The sequence below is a fragment of the Thalassovita mangrovi genome, from assembly GCF_009857745.1.
Lineage (GTDB): Bacteria > Pseudomonadota > Alphaproteobacteria > Rhodobacterales > Rhodobacteraceae > Thalassobius > Thalassobius mangrovi.
Genome location: NZ_WWEN01000005.1, coordinates 20,456 through 37,478, shown reverse-complemented (window position 1 = coordinate 37,478; position 17,023 = coordinate 20,456). Strand labels below are relative to the sequence as shown.

16 protein-coding genes are annotated in these 17,023 nt (G+C 63.6%); 11 read left to right on the top strand and 5 right to left on the bottom strand.

What is annotated here, in order from left to right:
- Positions 1-68: 68 nt before the first annotated feature.
- The 4 genes from GR167_RS12360 to GR167_RS12345 form a co-directional block, all read right to left on the bottom strand.
- The gene (locus GR167_RS12360) at positions 69-878 is read right to left on the bottom strand and encodes an enoyl-CoA hydratase/isomerase family protein (protein WP_212769950.1); all 810 of its coding nucleotides are present in this window, start codon (positions 876-878) and stop codon (positions 69-71) included.
- Between the two features lie 146 nt (positions 879-1,024).
- Positions 1,025-2,749 (bottom strand): calcium-binding protein, encoded by a 1,725-nt coding sequence (locus GR167_RS12355; protein WP_160973901.1) that lies wholly within the window; start codon positions 2,747-2,749, stop codon positions 1,025-1,027.
- 134 nt (positions 2,750-2,883) lie between these two features.
- Positions 2,884-3,198 carry a DUF1244 domain-containing protein gene (locus GR167_RS12350; RefSeq protein ID WP_160973900.1) on the bottom strand — a complete coding sequence of 105 codons (315 nt, stop codon included), beginning with the start codon at positions 3,196-3,198 and terminating at the stop codon, positions 2,884-2,886.
- 48 nt (positions 3,199-3,246) lie between these two features.
- Positions 3,247-3,987 (bottom strand): N-formylglutamate amidohydrolase, encoded by a 741-nt coding sequence (locus GR167_RS12345; protein WP_160973899.1) that lies wholly within the window; start codon positions 3,985-3,987, stop codon positions 3,247-3,249.
- A gap of 119 nt (positions 3,988-4,106) precedes the next feature.
- On the opposite strand from GR167_RS12345, the gene pyk reads away from it, so the two are divergent.
- The 11 genes from pyk (at position 4,107) to GR167_RS12290 (ending at position 15,964) form a co-directional block, all read left to right on the top strand.
- On the top strand, positions 4,107-5,552 hold the full coding sequence (pyk, locus tag GR167_RS12340; protein WP_160973898.1) for a pyruvate kinase: 1,446 nt from the start codon (positions 4,107-4,109) through the stop codon (positions 5,550-5,552).
- Between the two features lie 30 nt (positions 5,553-5,582).
- Entirely contained in the window at positions 5,583-5,807 is a 225-nt protein-coding gene (locus GR167_RS12335) for a hypothetical protein (RefSeq protein ID WP_160973897.1), read from the top strand.
- Positions 5,808-5,929: 122 nt separating this feature from the next.
- A complete protein-coding gene (gene rpmI, locus GR167_RS12330) occupies positions 5,930-6,130 on the top strand; it encodes a 50S ribosomal protein L35 (RefSeq protein WP_160973896.1) in 201 nt (66 codons plus the stop codon).
- Positions 6,131-6,153: 23 nt separating this feature from the next.
- The gene (rplT, locus tag GR167_RS12325) at positions 6,154-6,516 is read left to right on the top strand and encodes a 50S ribosomal protein L20 (protein ID WP_160973895.1); all 363 of its coding nucleotides are present in this window, start codon (positions 6,154-6,156) and stop codon (positions 6,514-6,516) included.
- A gap of 112 nt (positions 6,517-6,628) precedes the next feature.
- Entirely contained in the window at positions 6,629-7,702 is a 1,074-nt protein-coding gene (pheS, locus tag GR167_RS12320; RefSeq protein WP_160973894.1) for a phenylalanine--tRNA ligase subunit alpha, read from the top strand.
- Entirely contained in the window at positions 7,699-8,172 is a 474-nt protein-coding gene (locus GR167_RS12315) for a hypothetical protein (protein WP_160973893.1), read from the top strand. The genes pheS and GR167_RS12315 overlap by 4 nt, the downstream gene beginning before the upstream one ends.
- On the top strand, positions 8,169-10,568 hold the full coding sequence (pheT, locus tag GR167_RS12310) for a phenylalanine--tRNA ligase subunit beta (protein WP_160973892.1): 2,400 nt from the start codon (positions 8,169-8,171) through the stop codon (positions 10,566-10,568). Before GR167_RS12315 ends, pheT begins: the two co-directional genes overlap by 4 nt.
- A gap of 220 nt (positions 10,569-10,788) precedes the next feature.
- Positions 10,789-12,354: a PhoX family protein gene (locus GR167_RS12305; RefSeq protein WP_160973891.1), complete on the top strand. Its 1,566-nt coding sequence runs from the start codon at positions 10,789-10,791 to the stop codon at positions 12,352-12,354.
- Between the two features lie 181 nt (positions 12,355-12,535).
- Positions 12,536-13,759, top strand: a complete 1,224-nt coding sequence (locus GR167_RS12300) for an imelysin family protein (RefSeq protein WP_160973890.1) — start codon at positions 12,536-12,538, stop codon at positions 13,757-13,759.
- Between the two features lie 74 nt (positions 13,760-13,833).
- On the top strand, positions 13,834-14,904 hold the full coding sequence (locus GR167_RS12295; protein WP_160973889.1) for an imelysin family protein: 1,071 nt from the start codon (positions 13,834-13,836) through the stop codon (positions 14,902-14,904).
- 1 nt (position 14,905) lies between these two features.
- Positions 14,906-15,964 carry a DUF1513 domain-containing protein gene (locus tag GR167_RS12290; RefSeq protein ID WP_235915950.1) on the top strand — a complete coding sequence of 353 codons (1,059 nt, stop codon included), beginning with the start codon at positions 14,906-14,908 and terminating at the stop codon, positions 15,962-15,964.
- A 102-nt stretch (positions 15,965-16,066) separates the two neighbouring features.
- On the opposite strand, the gene GR167_RS12285 is transcribed toward GR167_RS12290, so the two are convergent.
- On the bottom strand, positions 16,067-16,960 hold the full coding sequence (locus tag GR167_RS12285; protein WP_160973887.1) for a LysR family transcriptional regulator: 894 nt from the start codon (positions 16,958-16,960) through the stop codon (positions 16,067-16,069).
- Positions 16,961-17,023 lie beyond the last annotated feature (63 nt).

Here is a 17,023-nt window from a genome sequence, read left to right as displayed (position 1 = left end):
TTGTTGCGAGGATGGGCGCAGGTCTTGCCTGTATTTCCGGCAACAACCGTCCCGAACGCTTCCGTTCGCTAGTTGCCAGTGAATGTTGCGTCGCGCCCTTCAAGGAAGGATTTCACGCCTTCTTCGTGATCCTCTGATCCCTGCATCAGCGCGAACTGGTCCATGTCCATCGCGCTGACCGCCCGGTTCAGCGGTTTTGTCGCCGTCTCGATCCCCTGCTTGATCATCCGCACCGCCACGGGCGGCATCGCGGCGATCTTTTCGGCAACCGACAGGGCGGTTTCCATCACCTTGCCGTCCTCGCCGATGTAATCCGCCCAGCCCCAGTCCGCCGCGGTGCCCGCGTCGATCTGTTCCGCCACGATGGCCAGCCGCTTGGCGCGGGCCGGGCCGACCAGCCCGGCGATGCGCGGCAGCGATCCCCAGCTCATGTTCAGGCCGCGTTCGATTTCGGGGATATAGAATTGCGAGGACCGGCCGCAGACCCGTAGGTCCAGCGAGGCCGCCAAGGCGACTCCGCCGCCGACGCACCAGCCTTCGATGGCGCAGATGGTCATCGGTTCCAGGTCTTCCCAGGCGCTGCACATGCGCGGGCCCAACTGCAGCAGCTGGCGGCGTTCGTTCAGCGGCAGGTTGGGGGCGTCGCGGAATTCGGGGTCCTTCAGGTCCATGCCGAGGCAGAACCGGTCGGCCCGGCCGGTCAGGATGATCGCGTTGGTGTCCGCGTCGCCTTCGAATGTGCGCGCCGCGGCAGTGAGCTGGCGCATCAGTTCCTGCGACAGGGCGTTCGCCTTGGCCCCGGTGTCGAAGCGGACGATGGCGATGCGGTGCCCGTGTGGCGTTTCCGCGCGTTCGATCGTGACCATCTGTGCGGTCATCTGCAGCTCCCTGATTTACGTGACCTGTGACATGAAAAGGCCCGGCGGGGGCGCCGGTGGCAATAGGAAAATTGGCCAGCGCGGTGCAGAGGCTTCGCTCAGCAGGGCAGACCGGCCAATTTCAAGGAGACCGCCTAGAACTTCGATCAGCCTGCGATGACCATGACGTTAGAGCCGGATAGGTCGGCCGACACTGTGTTCTGCAACCGAGCCAGGATCAGGTCGCCCGATCGGACGATGGCATTGGCGCCGTCCTGTTCGAAGGTCAATGCATCGGCCGTGTCGGGCAGCCCGCGGAGCCCGATGACTTCGGTCGCGGGATCGAAATCGGTGAAAACGACGGCCGCGTCATCCGTTTCGTCCCATTCAATGGTGAAGCTGTCGATACCGGCACCGCCGGTCACAGTGTCGCCGTCATCGGCCTCGATCGTGTCGTCCCCGTCACCGGCGTCGATGCTGTCCGTGGCCAGGGTGTGATAGGGGGAGGAATCGTTCGCGTCGATGTAATCATCGCCCTGGCCGGCAAGGATCGTGGCCGTGGCGTTTGCGCTTTGGATCGTGTCATTCCCCGCGCCGCCGTCGTAGATGTTTTCACCATTATCATCCGAAAGCAGATCGTTCCCGTCACCACCGCGCATGACGTCGTCTCCGCTATTGCCGTAAAGGGTGTCATCGCCAGCGCCGCCTTCCAGCGTGTCGAAACCTCTTTCACCGGCGATGCGATCATCGCCTTCGCCGCCATGGACAAGGTCATCGCCAAACCACGCATAGATACTGTCGTCCCCGTCGCCACCGATCACGGTGTCATTGCCCGAGCCGCTGTGGGCAAACTGCCCGGTATGGGCCGCGGAATAGTTCAGGAAATCATCGGCCCCGCCCGCATCGAATTGCGTTTCCGCAGCTGGTTCGAGGCCCACCAGCCAGTCTTCAATGTCGTCCGCCGAATAATTCTCTATCCTCGCGATAACGGTCGATCCGGACTGAAGAAGCGTGTCGGCGCCGTCCTGGACGAAAGAGATTTCTCCGAGGCTGTCGCTTTCGTCCAGCACGATCAAATGGTTCTGAATGCCAGAATCGAAATCCGTGATGGTGACCGGCTCGGCGCCTTCGCGGAAATGGATGTAGAAGTAATTTTGGCCTTCCCCACCCGAGAGCAGATCGCCATCGTCCCCGACGATGGTGTCGCTGCCCGCGCCGCCAAAGATGGTGTCGGGGTTGCCAAGGTCACGATCCACGGCAAGCAGGTAATCGCTGCCTTCCTCGCCATGGATTTCATCCCGGCCCAGAACATCCTCAATGCTGTCGTTGCCGGATCCGCCGAAATAGGTGTCGTCGCCACTGTCGCTCGAATCTTCCCGGGCGTGGATTTGCGCGTCGTAAGTGTCCGCGTTTTCCGGGTCGAAATAGCGTTGTGCCGCGAGCATATCTGTGTAGGCCGACACGCTGTCGTCGCCTTTGCCGAGATAGATGAGGTCATCGCCGCGTCCGCCCCTGACCCAGTCGTCCTGGCCGTCCGCATAAATAGTGTCATTGCCCGTGTTGCCTTGGATAACGTCTTGGCCTTCGCCGGCCCGGATACGATCCGCACCGTCCCCGCCGGATACCGTATCATCGCCGTCCCCTGCTGAAACGCGATCATCCCCGCCCGCCAGCGCGATGCTGTCGGCCTCGGTTGTGCCCGTGACGCGGTCGTTCACGCCGTCTTCGTCCAGGAAGGCAGGAGTTTCTTCGCCTTCGTCGGTTCCCATCGCGGTTTCGCGAAATTCAGGATCGGATGCCTGCGCCGGGTCTTGTTCGGGGGTGTCGCCCCAAAGATCGATGGCATAGCTCAGGCCGATCATCATCGGCAGGGATGCGAGAAGGAAAAGCATTGAATACACCTAAAAGTTTCAATGCCTATACCTATGAGATAAAGCGATTTATGATCAAGTCCTCGCTGTCGCGGCGCGAAATTCAAGGACAATTTTGTTTCTGCGGTGGGATTGTTGCGCAGGTTGCGACAGTGTCAGCCCTTGTCGCCCACGTTCTCGGCGAAGGCTTTCTTGAACTCTTCCTGTTTCTCGGCGCTGGCTGCGGTCTGGTTCTGCGCCTTCCAGTCGTCATAGGGCATGCCGTAGAAAATCTCGCGTGCCTCGTCCTTGCTCATCTCGATGCCGCGCTCAACGGCGGCTTCCTGGTACCAGCGGCTCAGGCAGTTGCGGCAGAACCCGGCCAGGTTCATCAGGTCGATGTTCTGCACGTCGGGGCGCTTTTCCATCAGGTGTTCGCGCAGGGTGCGGAAGGCGGCGGCTTCGATTTCGATCCGGGTCTGGTCGTCCATTGTGTTTCTCCTCAACCGGCGCCGGCAGCGGCGTCGTGGTCCCGGGGGCTAGAGCCCGGTCTGGTCCAGTACTTCCTGCAGCATCGGGGCAAGGCGCTGCGCCCAATCCTGCTGATGCTGTTCATTCTCGATCAGATCGTTGCGGATTTCCACCAGCACGTTCAGGCGCTGATGGGCGATGGCGTGGCGCGCGATGGCGTCGCCGGGCAGGTGGCCGCCATAGGGTTCGTTTTCGCCGACGCACAGATCGTGTTCCTGTTCCAGCCGGCGGATCAGCGGCTTGGCCAGCCGGCTGTCGGCGGCATAGAGAACGCCGATATGCCACGGCCGCGGGTCGCGGCCCTGCAATTGCCGGGTGAAGCTGTGGATCGACAGGATCACCGTATCGTCGCGCCGCGCCGCCAGTTCGGTCAGCGCGGTGTGATAAGGGCGGTAACAGGCGTTCAGCCGGCGTTCCAGCTCTTCGGGGCCGGCGTGGCGGTTGGCGGGGATGATGGTGCCGTCGTAAAGCTTCATCAGCAGGGTCGGGTCGTCTTCGCCCCGGTTGGGGTCGATCACCAGCCGGGAAAAATTCGACAGGATCGCGGGGGCATCCAGCGCATCGGCCAGCGCTTTGGTGACCCCGGCGGCGCCGACATCATAGGCGATGTGGCGTTCCATATCGCCCTTGGCCAGCCCCAGCTGGCCATCGTTGACGAAGGGCGGCACGGTGTTGGCGGCATGATCGCAGGTGACCAGCCAGCGTGACGGGCGGTCGGCCCCAATGATAGAGTAGGGTTCGTAAGTCATGAAAATTTCACTTCCTTTGATGCCCCTGTACGGCAGAATGCGACAAAATGGAATTGTCTCTGGCGCCGCAATTGCGGTAAGTTAGCGATAACATAACGACAAGGCAGCGAGTGGATAAGATGAGACGCTTTCGCAATGTAAAAATCGTGGCAACGCTGGGACCGGCTTCGAACGATTACGAAATGATCCGCAAGCTGCACGAAGCGGGCGCCGACGTGTTCCGCCTGAACATGAGCCACGGCAGCCACGACGAAATCCGCGAACGCCACGCGATCATCCGCCAGGTGGAAAAGGATCTCGACAGCCCGATCGGCATCCTCGCCGACCTGCAGGGACCGAAACTGCGCGTCGGCACCTTCGCCAATGACGAAGAGATGCTGGAAAACGGCGCGCGCTTCCGGCTCGACCTGGACGAAACGCCGGGCGACGTGACCCGGGTCTGCCTGCCGCATCCCGAGATTTTCCAGGCGCTGGAAGACGGCGCGACGCTGCTGGTCAATGACGGCAAGATCCGGCTCAAGGTGCTGAGCTTCGGGGCCGATTTCGCCGAATGCGAGGTGATCAACGGCGGCATCATTTCCAACCGCAAGGGGGTGAACGTGCCCGACGTGGTGCTGCCGCTGGCGGCGCTGTCGGAGAAGGACCGGCGCGATCTGGAATTCGTCTGCGATCTGGGCATCGACTGGCTGGCGCTGAGCTTCGTCCAGCGGGTTGAGGATGTGGAGGAGGCGCGCAAGCTGGCCAATGGCCGTGCCGCGATCCTGTCGAAGATCGAAAAGCCCGCGGCGGTGAAAAGCTTCGACGACATCCTCGCGGTCAGCGACGGGGTGATGGTGGCGCGCGGCGATCTGGGCGTGGAATTGCCGGTGCAGAACGTGCCGCCGATTCAGAAACAGCTGATCCGCAAATGCCGCAGGGCGGCCAAGCCGGTGATCGTCGCCACCCAGATGCTGGAATCGATGATCGAATCGCCGATGCCGACCCGGGCCGAGGTGTCGGATGTGGCCAACGCGATCTATGAGGGCGCCGATGCGATCATGCTCAGCGCCGAATCCGCTGCCGGGCAGTTCCCGATCGAGGCGGTGACCACGATGGACAACGTCGCCAAGGAAGTCGAGGCCGACGAAACCTATCGCGACGTGATCGAGGCGTCGCGTTCGGCCGACCGCGCCACGGTGGCCGACGGCATCGTCGCCGCCGCACGCGAAATCGCCGAAACCACCCATATCAAGGCGATCTGCTGCTTCACCCAGTCGGGTACCACGGCGCTTCTGACCGCGCGGGAGCGGCCGCGGGTGCCAATCGTCGCGATGACCTCGCTGCGCGGCACCGCCCGGCGGCTGGCGCTGAGCTGGGGCGTCGATTGCGTGATGACCGGCGAGCTGGAGCGGTTCAAGCAGGCGGTGGTCAGTGCCGCCCATGCCGCACGCAGCCGCGGCTATGCCACCGAGGAAGATCAGATCCTGGTCACCGCGGGGCTGCCCTTCAACGTGCCGGGCACCACCAACATCCTGCGCGTCGCCCCCTGCGCGGAACGTTTGATCTTCGCCACCGATCCGGAGTAATCTTGCCGCATTTCGATGCGGAGAGCTTCGATGAATTCGGATTTTGTTTTAGTCATTGGGCTGGCGGTGGCGGTCTTTGCCTTGGCATCGGTCGTCTCCGCCTGGAGCGATCACCGCCCGGTCGTGGTGTCGGGGCTGCTGCTTGCCATCGGGGCCGCGCTGACCGTCTATGCCTGCGCCCTGAACGATTGGCAGTATCAGCTGCGCGACGTGCCGATGGCCTTTCTCAATGTCATCGGCATGGTGATGCACTGAGCGATGCACTGATTTTCGCTTGCAACCCTATCCTTGCCCGCGTATAGGGGCGGCCTGTCTGCGCGGCCGGCCGGAGTGGCATGCCGAGTCGCGTGTAATCGTTAGAAGACAAGGAGACGAAAATGCCCAAGATGAAGACCAAGTCGAGCGCCAAGAAGCGCTTCAAGGTGACTGCCAAAGGTAAGGTTATGGCTGCTCAGGCAGGCAAGCGCCACGGCATGATCAAACGCACCAAGAAATTCATCCGCGATGCACGCGGCACCACCACGCTGTCGGCCCCCGACGCCAAGATCGTCAAGGGCTTCATGCCCTACGACCGCTGATAGCTGTAAGAGGAGATTGAGATATGTCCCGCGTTAAAGGTGGTACCACGACTCACGCCCGTCACAAGAAGGTCATCAAGGCAGCCAAGGGTTACTATGGCCGTCGCAAGAATACCTTCAAAGTCGCCCGTCAAGCGGTCGACAAGGCGAACCAGTATGCAACTCGCGACCGTAAGGCCCGCAAGCGCAATTTCCGTGCGCTGTGGATCCAGCGGATCAACGCAGCCGTCCGTTCGCATGACGAAGCGCTGACCTATTCGCGCTTCATCAACGGCCTGAACCTGGCCGGCATCGAAGTGGACCGTAAGGTTCTGGCCGATCTGGCCGTGCACGAACCCGAAGCGTTCGGTGCCATCGTCGAAAAGGCGAAGGCCGCGCTCGCGTAAATCCCGCTCAGGGATAAAGTTTAGGAAGCCGCGGACCTTTTGGGGTCTCGCGGCTTCTTGCGTTTTGGGCCTGTGCTGGGTAGCAGGGTCCCAACGGAATTGGAGGGGTCGGATGGACGATCTGAAACAGAAATACCTCAGCGCCATCGCCGATGCGGGCGATGAAGCCGCTTTGGAAGACATCCGCGTTCAGGCGGTGGGCAAGAAGGGCGAAGTCAGCCTGAAGATGCGCGAGCTGGGCAAGATGAGCCCGGAAGAGCGCCAGGTCGCCGGCCCGGCGCTGAACGCGCTGAAGGATGAACTCAATTCGGCGCTGGCGGCAAAGAAGACCGCGCTGGCCGATGCCGCGCTGGACGAGCGTCTGCGTACCGAATGGTTGGACGTGACCTTGCCGGGCCGTGGCCGCGGGCAGGGCAGCATCCACCCGGTCAGCCAAGTCAGCGAAGAAATCGCCGCGATCTTTTCCAACCTCGGGTTCGCCGTGGCCGAAGGCCCGCAGATCGAAACCGACTGGTACAATTTCGACAGCCTGAACATCCCGCCGCACCACCCCGCGCGGCAGGAATTCGACACGTTCTACATGTACCGCGACGCGGCCGACGAACGCCCGCCGCACGTGCTGCGCACCCATACCTCGCCGGTGCAGACCCGCGCGATGGAAAAGCAGGGCGCGCCGATCCGCGTGATCGCGCCGGGCCGGGTGTATCGTTCCGATTACGACCAGACCCACACGCCGATGTTCCACCAGGTCGAGGGCCTTGCCATCGACCGCGACATTTCGATGGCGAACCTGAAATGGGTGCTGGAGGAATTCTTCGCCGCCTTCTTCGAGATCGACGGCATCAAGACCCGTTTCCGCGCTTCCCACTTCCCCTTCACCGAACCCTCGGCCGAGGTCGATATCCAGTGCTCTTGGGTCGACGGTCAGCTGAAGATCGGCGAAGGCGACGACTGGATGGAGGTTCTGGGCTCCGGCATGGTGCACCCGAAGGTGCTGCAGGCGGCGGGCGTGAACCCCGACGAATGGCAGGGCTTTGCCTTCGGCATGGGGATCGACCGGCTGGCGATGTTGAAATACGGCATCCCCGACCTGCGGGCGTTCTTCGATTCCGACCTGCGCTGGCTGCGCCATTACGGGTTTGCGTCGCTTGACGTGCCCACCCTGCATGGGGGGCTGAGTAGGTGATCGTTGGTTATCTAATAACCGCGTTTGTGACACTAGTTGTTGCGACACTGGTTTTTTGGTGGCAGCGAAAACTGACCTACAATTTTGAACTGCGAAAAGAGAAGCGAGAAGTCTACCGCGAACTGCACTTCGATATTGAGCAAGCGATGAAGTTCTCATGTGTTTTTGGGATGGACAACCGCGAGACCTCCGAAGCTATCGGCCGGTTAATGGCTAGAATCTATGGGGTGGCGCTTTTCGAGAATCCGAGCGTGAATGCTCAGCTACTTAAGATAAAGGATGCCATTGGATATGTGGCAGCTTTGCATGACCTTACTACGCGGCGGCAAGCTTTAGCTGGCATTTACTCTGAACTAGAGTCTCTAAATCGGTTGCTTTGCTCAGATTTGGATAAAACGACTGCGATTGAATTCGCGCCCAATATCCTAGGTGGGAAGTTGGGCACTCGCAATAATGGAGTGAACAAATGAAATTCACCCTCTCCTGGCTGAAAGAGCACCTCGAGACCGAGGCTTCTCTGGATGAAATCCTCTACGCCCTGACCGATCTGGGTCTGGAAGTGGAAGGGGTCGAGGACCCGGCCTCGAAACTGGCCTCCTTCACGCTGGCCAAGGTCAAGCATGCCGAACAGCATCCCGATGCCGACCGGCTGCGCGTCTGCACGGTGGAAACCGACGAGGGCGACAAGCAGATCGTCTGCGGCGCGCCGAATGCGCGCGAAGGGATCACCGTGGTGCTGTGTAAGCCCGGCGATTACGTGCCCGGCATCGACGTGACGCTGAGCGTCGGCAACATCCGCGGCGTCGAAAGCCACGGCATGATGGCCTCGGAACGCGAACTGGAACTTTCGGACGAACATAACGGCATCATCGAACTGCCCTCGGGCGAGGTGGGCGAGAAGTTCACCGACTGGCTGGCCGCGAACGACCCGGCCAAGGTCGACCCGGTGATCGAGATCGCCATTACGCCCAACCGTCAGGACGCCCTGGGCGTGCGCGGCATCGCCCGTGACCTGGCGGCGCGTGGCCTGGGCGAGATGAAGCCTGTGGACGAGCCCCGGGTCGAGGGCCAGTTCCCGTCGCCGATCACCGTGACCATCGACGACGATGCAGCCACCGACGGCTGCGAGGTCTTCGCCGGACGGCTGATCAAGGGCGTGAAGAACGGGCCGAGCCCGGAATGGCTGCAACAGCGGCTGAAGGCCATCGGGCTGCGCCCGATTTCGGCGCTGGTCGACGTGACCAACTTCTTCACCTATGACCGCAACCGGCCGCTGCACGTGTTCGACGCCGACAAGGTGCAGGGCAATCTGCGGGTGCATCGCGCCAAGGCGGGCGACACGCTGATCGGTCTGGACGACAAGGAATACACCTTCCCCGAAGGGGCGGTGGTGATTTCCGACGACAACGGTATCGAATCGATCGGCGGCATCATGGGCGGGCTGGCGACCGGCTGCACCGAGGAAACGGTGAACGTGTTCCTTGAAGCGGCCATCTGGGACGCCATCCAGATCGCCAAGACCGGCCGCGCGCTGAAGATCAATTCCGATGCGCGTTACCGCAACGAACGCGGCATCGATCCGGCCTACAACATGCAGGCGATCGAGGATGCGACGCAGATGATCCTCGACCTTTGCGGTGGTGAGCCGTCGAACGTGATCGTGACCGGCACGGTGCCCAATACCGACCGGGCCTACAAGCTCGACGCGGCGCGGGTGCAATCGCTGGTGGGGATGGAAATCCCCGAATCCGAACAGCGCCAGACCCTGACCCGTCTGGGTTTCCGGATGGAAGGCAACATGGCCCATGTGCCCAGCTGGCGCCCCGACGTGCAGGGCCCGGCCGACCTGGTCGAGGAAGTGGCGCGGGTGGCCTCGCTGACCAAGCTGGAACCGATCCCGCTGGCGCGGCCGACGGTCAGCGTGCCGAAGCCGACCCAGACCCCGCTGCAGCGGCGCGAAACCATCGCGCGGCGCACTGCGGCGGCGCTTGGGTATAACGAATGCGTCACCTATTCCTTCATCGATCGCAAATCGGCGGAACTGTTCGGCGGCGGGTCCGATGCGACCATGCTGGACAACCCGATTTCCAGCGAGATGAGCCATATGCGCCCCGACCTGCTGCCGGGCCTGTTGCAGGCCGCCGCACGCAATCAGGCGCGCGGGTTCCACGATCTGGCGCTGTTCGAATGCGGCCCCGCCTTCATGGGCGGGGAACCGGGCGAACAGCGGTTGCAGATCACCGGCCTGCTGATCGGGCGGACCGGGCCGAAGGACGTGCATGGCGCGTCGCGCGCGGTCGATGTCTATGACGCCAAGGCCGATGCCGAAGCGGTGCTGGCCGCCATCGGCGCGCCTGCCAAGGCGCAGATTTTCCGCAATGGCGAAGCCTGGTGGCATCCGGGCCGTCACGGTCAGGTCTGTCTTGGTCCGAAAAAGGTGCTGGGCGTCTTCGGCGAGCTGCACCCGAAGGTGCTGGCCGAGATGGACGTCAAAGGCCCCGCCGTGGCCTTCACCGTCTGGCCCGAGGAAGTGCCGATGCCGAAGAAGAAATCGGCCACCCGCCCGGCGCTGGAACTGCGCGACCTGCAGGCGGTGGAACGCGATTTCGCCTTCGTGGTGGATGACACGGTCGAGGCGCTGACGCTGGTCAACGCCGCCGCCGGTGCCGACAAGGCCCTGATCGAAGACGTGCGCGTCTTCGACCAGTTCATCGGCGGGTCCCTGGGCGAGGGCAAGAAATCCATCGCCATCACCGTGCGGCTGCAACCGACCGAAAAGACGCTGAAGGAAAAGGACATCGAGGCGGTCGCCGCCAAGATCGTCGAGAAAGTGTCGAAGGCGACCGGCGGCACCCTGCGCGGGTAAGCCGGGGGAACCCCACGCTGTGAAATTGGAAAAGGGCCGCGCGTTGCGTGGCCCTTTTGCTTTGCCGGGGGCCGGGGCGGGGGACAGGATGTCGCCTTATATGCAATGTTTACAATCTGTCATCTGATCGTCGCATCCCTGTTACTTGCACCCGGTTAAGAGGCGGCGCTGCGTCCCGGGGTCCTCCCGGGACCCATTCCACCGTTTTGGGAGATACTCCATGCAAACTCGTCGCGTAGCTGCCGCTTTCGTTCTGCTCGGCACCACCGCCATCGCTTCGACCGCCGTCGCGGAAAGCCTGACCCGCATTGTCACCGTTCCGCTGGAAGCGGAAATCACCGGCATGTACGAACAGGGCACCGACCTGTTCTTCAACATCCAGCACCCGAAAAACGACCTGGGCAACAAGTTCAACCGTGCCTCGGTCGGCGTGATCGCCAATGCCAACTGGGCCGGCGGCGAACAGGCCGTCCCGACCGACGATGCCGGCAAGTCCGTCGTGCTGTCGTCGCTGGGCGAATACCAGGTCCTGCTGCAGGAAGGCGATGCCGGCAAGGTCGGCGTGATCAAGTCGAAGGGCGGCAAGGAACTGCTGGTGTCCAACGACCCCGACTTCAACGGTTTCCTACCCACCGGTCCCAACCAGGGTTTCCTGTTCACCAACTGGGAAAACCGTCCCGGCGGCATGTCCCGCGCGCTGCTGACCCGCGCCGAAAACGGCACCTGGTCGGCCGATCTGGCAAAGACCAAGATGCTGGACTTCTCCGCAGTCCGCGGCACCTGGGTGAACTGCTTCGGCACCATGTCGCCCTGGAACACCCCGCTGACCTCGGAAGAACTGTATTTCGACAACACCGCCGAGTGGAACAACCCGGAATACAAGTATATCGAAGACACCAAGCTGCTGACCGACTACCTGGGCGGCGAATATCCGAACCCCTATGACTACGGCTACATCGTCGAGATCACCGATCCCGCCGGTAAAGCGATGCCGGTCAAGCATTTCAGCATGGGCCGCTTCAGCCACGAAAACTCGGTCGTGATGCCCGACAACAAGACCGCCTACATGTCCGATGACGGCACCGGTGTGGTGTTCTACAAATTCGTCGCCGACACCGCGGGCGATCTGAGCTCCGGTACGCTTTACGCCGCCAAGATCACCCAGCTGGGCGACGCCGGTGCGCAAAGCGCCGACACCGCGTTGCAGATTTCCTGGGTCGAACTGGCGCACGGGTCGAACGACGAAATCGCCGCCTGGATCCGCGATTACGACGGCATCAGCATGGAAGCCCACAAGGCCGGTGAAACCAGCTACATCTCAGACGAAGACGTGGCGACCTGGGCCGCGGGTGACGCTGCCGACAACCGCGTGGCATTCCTGGAAACGCGCCGTGCCGCCGTCGCCAAGGGCGCAACCGGCGAATTCCGCAAAATGGAAGGCGTGAACATCAACTACGCCGGCGCGGCTGACGGTTCGGTGCCCTACATGTACATGGCGATGTCGGAAGTCGCGAAGACCATGTCGGATGGCGAAGGCGATATCGACCTGGCCGAAAACAAGTGCGGCGTGGTCTACGAGATGAAGCTCGACGCCAAGTACAACGTCGGCAAGATGGTCCCGGTCGTTGCCGGTCACGGCTACAACAAGGAAAACAAGCCGAACGCCTGCCCGGTCGAGTCGATCTCGAACCCGGACAACATCGTTGTGCGCGCCGACGGTTCGGTGGTGATCGGTGAAGACACCGGCAACCACGAAAACAACGCGATGTGGGTCTGGAAGCGCTGATCGCGTCTCCCTCCACGTGATCTTGGGGGGCCAGTGGCCCCCCATTTACATTGTCGACCCAAACTGTTCCCTTGGCCTGAAGGTGGGGGAACGCGACTAGGCAGACATGCGGCGTTTTTTCCAATCGGCCGCCCGATGCGGCGGTCCAGAAGACACTCACAGACACCGAAGGAACCCAGCCATGAAACACCTGCTTATTCCCTTCACCTTCGCCGCCTCGTTCGGCACGGCAGCGATGGCCGCCGATCTTGACGCAGTGATCGACAATTACGCCGATATCGCGCAGGCCGGTTACGAGGACAGCCTGAGCCGCGCACAGGTTCTGAAAACCGCCGTCGACGCGCTTGTCGCCGCGCCCGGCGACGCCACCCTGCAGGCGGCCAAGGACGCCTGGCTGGCCGCCCGGGTGCCCTATCAGCAGACCGAGGCCTATCGTTTCGGCAATCCCCAGGTCGACGCCTGGGAAGGCAAGGTGAACGCCTGGCCGCTGGACGAGGGGCTGATCGATTATGTCGACCCGCTGGCGGGCGGCAATGACGAAAACCCCTTCGCCACCGCCAACGTGATCGCCAATCCGCAGCTGGCGCTGAATGGCGGCACACTGGACGCGGGCAAAATCACCCCGGACCTGCTGCGCGAGCTGCATGAACTGGACGGGGTCGAGGCCAATGTCGCCGCCGGTTACCACGCCATCGAATTCCTGCTTTGGGGCCAGGACCTGAACGGCACCGGCCCGGGCGCGGGCGCACGGCCCGCCAGCGATTACGACACTGCCAACTGCACCGGCGGCCATTGCGACCGCCGCGCCGATTATCTGCGGGCGGCGACCGATCTGCTGGTTTCCGATCTGCAGGACGCTGTCGCGCTGTGGGCCGAGGGCGGCGCCGCGCGCGCCGAGGTCAGCGAAGACCCTGAGCAGGGTCTGGTCATGGCCCTTGTCGGGCTGGGATCGCTGAGCTTTGGCGAAATGGCGGGCGACCGGATGAAGCTGGGCCTGTTGCTGCACGACCCCGAGGAGGAACACGATTGCTTCTCGGACAACACCCATAACAGCCACTATTACGACGGCATCGGCATCCGGAACGTCTATACCGGGCGGTACGAACGCATCGACGGATCGGTGGTCGAAGGTCCCTCGCTGCAAGACGTGATCGCCGAACGCGACCCGGCGCTGGCCGACAACCTGATGTCGGACATCACCGATACGGTGACGGCGCTGAGCGCGATCAAAACGACGGCCGAGGGCGGGATGGCCTATGACCAGATGCTGGACCCGGGAAATCATGCCGGGGGGGCGCTGATCCAGACGGCAATCGACGGGCTGACGGCGCAGACCCGCAATATCGAACGCGCCATCGCGTTGCTTGGTCCGAACGGATCGGGCGAAGGCGTCGAGTTCAAGTAAAGCGACAGGGGCCGGTTCCCGTTCCGCCGCGGGCGGCAACCGGCCCCTGCTCAAAACCGAAAAGAGGTCCCAGTATGAAACGTATCCTGCTGCTTCTGACGGCCGTTCTGATGGCCGCCACCGCCTCTGCCCAGGAGGGAGCCTATAGCCCCGATTCGGGCCTGCCCTATTGGGCACCGGGCCGGGGCGAGGTGGATCACGAGGCGCTGCGCCGCCGGGCGCTGGTGGTGCTGGAGCGCGAATTCGGCGCCTTCAACGACGCCACCGGTCACCTGGCGCAGACCGCCGTGGCCTATTGCGACGCGGGCGCGCCGCGCGAGGATCTGATCGCGGCCTTCCGCGACACCTGGCTGGCCTGGGCCCCGCTCGACAGCTATCATTTCGGCCCGGTCGAGGCCAACGCCGCCGCGCTGACGGTGAATTTCTGGCCCGACAAGAAGGGTTTCGTCGGCCGCGCCCTGCGCGAGCTGCTGGCGCAGCCGCCCGAGGCGCAGCGCGACCCGGCAACCGTGGCCGCCGGATCGGCCGCCGCGCAGGGGCTACCCGCGCTGGAAATGCTGCTTTACACCGAGGCGCCGGAATGCCCGGCGGTGATCGGCATCTCGGCCTATCTGCACCAGACCGCCGAAACGCTGTATGCCGATTGGTTCGACCCCGATGGCTGGGCCGACCTGGCGCGCGCGGCGGGGCCGAACAACCCGGTCTACCTGTCGGCGGCGGAATTCACCAAGACGCTGTATACCGCGCTCGACTTCGGGCTGATCCGGATCGCCGATCAGCGTCTGGGCCGCCCGTTGGGCAGCTATGAGCGCAGCTACCCGCAGCGGGCCGAAGCCTGGCGCTCGGGACTCACCGTCGACATCATCGGCGCCCAGCTCGACGGCATCGCGGACATGATCGAGCACGGTTTCGCTGGTGACATCCGCGAACCCGACCGCGCCTGGGTGTTGCAGGTGATCGGGCAGGCCCGAAGCCGGATGGACAAGATCGGCGCGCCGATTGCCGATGCGGTGGCCGACCCGGCGCACCGGATTCGGGTGGAAGGATTGCAGACCAAGGTCAATGACATCCGGTCCGTCATGGCGCAGGACATTGGCCCGAACCTGGGCGTGGATACCGGGTTCAGCCCGGCAGATGGAGACTGACATGCGACGCAGGGATTTTCTTTTGACCACCGGCGCGGGGCTGATCGGATCGGCCGCCTGGAGCGAGGCGGGCGCACCGAAACTGCTGGCCGCGGCCAATGACGCATCCAAGCGCGCCTGGCTGGTGGCGCTGGACCAGAACGCGGCCGAGGTGTTCCGCCTGCCGCTGCCCGCGCGCGGCCATGCCGCCGCCGCCCATCCCCACCGCGCCGAGGCGGTGGCGTTTGCCCGCCGTCCGGGCCGCTATGGCGTGGTTCTGGATTGCCCGGCGGGGCGGGAAAAGGCGCGGTTGGACCTGCCCGAGGACCGGCATTTCTTTGGCCACGGCGCCTTCACCGCGGACGGGCGATACCTGCTGACCACGGAAAACGATTTCGACAAGGGCGAGGGCCGGTTGGGGGTCTGGGACACCGCGGATTACGCCCGGATCGACGACCTGCCTTCGGGCGGGATCGGGCCGCATGAAATCATCCGGCTGCCCGATGGCGGTTTCGCGGTGGCCAATGGCGGCATCCTGACCCATCCCGATTTCGGCCGCGCCAAGCTGAACCTGCCGACGATGCGGCCGAACCTGAGCTATCTGAGCGCCGATGGCCGGTTGATGGAGATGGTGGAGCCGCCCGAGGCGCAGCGGCAGAATTCGATCCGCCATATCGACGTGGATGCGCAAGGCCGGGTGGCGATCGCGCTGCAATGGCAGGGATCACCGCTGAAACAGGTGCCGGCGCTGGCGCTGCACCAACGCGGCGGGGAATTGCACTATGCCGATCACCCCGACACCGCGCGGCTGAAGCATTATGCCGGGTCGATTTCCTTTTCGCCGGACGGGGATGAGATCCTCGTCACCGGGCCCAAGGGCGATTACCTGCTGGTCTTCGACGGCAGGACCGGGGCGGCCAAGGGCGGATTGGCGCTGCCGCAGGCAAGCGGCGTGGCGCCGCTGGGGGCCGAGCTGGCGGTCACGGTTGCGGGCGGGCTGGTGATCCGGCAGGGCGGCGGGTTCAGCCGCGTTGCGGCGGAAACCGGGCTGGTCTGGGACAATCACCTGGTGCCGGTCTGAGGCGCGTCTGCGAGAATAGCGGGCGGGCAGGGGGCGCTGCCCCCGTCGTGGCAAGCCACGACTCCCCCGGGATATTTTTGAACAGAAGAAGGGCAGGGGCGGTCAGGTGCCGCGCGACAGGTGGTCGGCCAGCAGGTCGAAGACCAGCCGGATGCGGCGGCTGGTATGCAATTCGCGGTGGGTCGCCAGCCAGACCGGGAAGACGATCGGTTCGAGATCGGGCAGGACCCGTTCCATGCCGGGCGTGCCCTGGGCGAGCTGATCGTCCATCGCGACGATGCCGAAGCCCTGGCGGGCGAGTTCCCAGCCCACCAGCCCGCTGTTCGAGCCGATATGGAAATTGTCGAGCGTGACCGGCAGGCCGATCGGATTGAGGTAATCGCGCATCGCTTCGGCATCGCCGTAATGGATGAAGTCGTGATCGACCAGGTCGTCCGGGCTTTGCGGCCGTCCCATGCGATTGAGGTAATCGGTCGAGGCATAGAAATTCGCCGTCGCCTCCTGCACCAGCCGGGCGATCAGGTCGGGCTGTTCGGGGCGCACGTTGCGGATGGCGATATCGGCCTCGCGCCGCATCAGGTCGCGGATGTCGTTGGAGGCGACGATGTCGATGCTGAGTCGGGGCGCATCCTGGCGCAGCCGTTTCAGCGCCTGCGGCAGCTCGAAGGCGGAAAACACGTCCGAGGCGGTGATGCGGATCAGCCCCTCAACCGATTGCGACTGGCCCGAGGCGACCAGTGCCACCCGGTCGGCCGCTTCGCCCATGGCGCGGACATGATCCAGCAGTTCGGTTCCCGCCCGGGTCAGCACCAGGCTGCGTCCGACCCGTTCGAACAGCATCAGGCCCAGTTCGTCTTCCAGCGCGGCGACCTGGCGGCCCAGCGTCGGCTGGGTCAGGTGCAGCTTGCGCGCGGCGGCCGACAGCGATCCTTCCTCGGCGGTGGCAAGGAAGGCGCGGACATGGTTCCAATCGAATTGGCGGCTGCTGTCATTCATGCGTTTGTGTATAATGCGCCTGCGGATTTCCGCAATTTCTATCGCGTATTCGCATGGGTATTC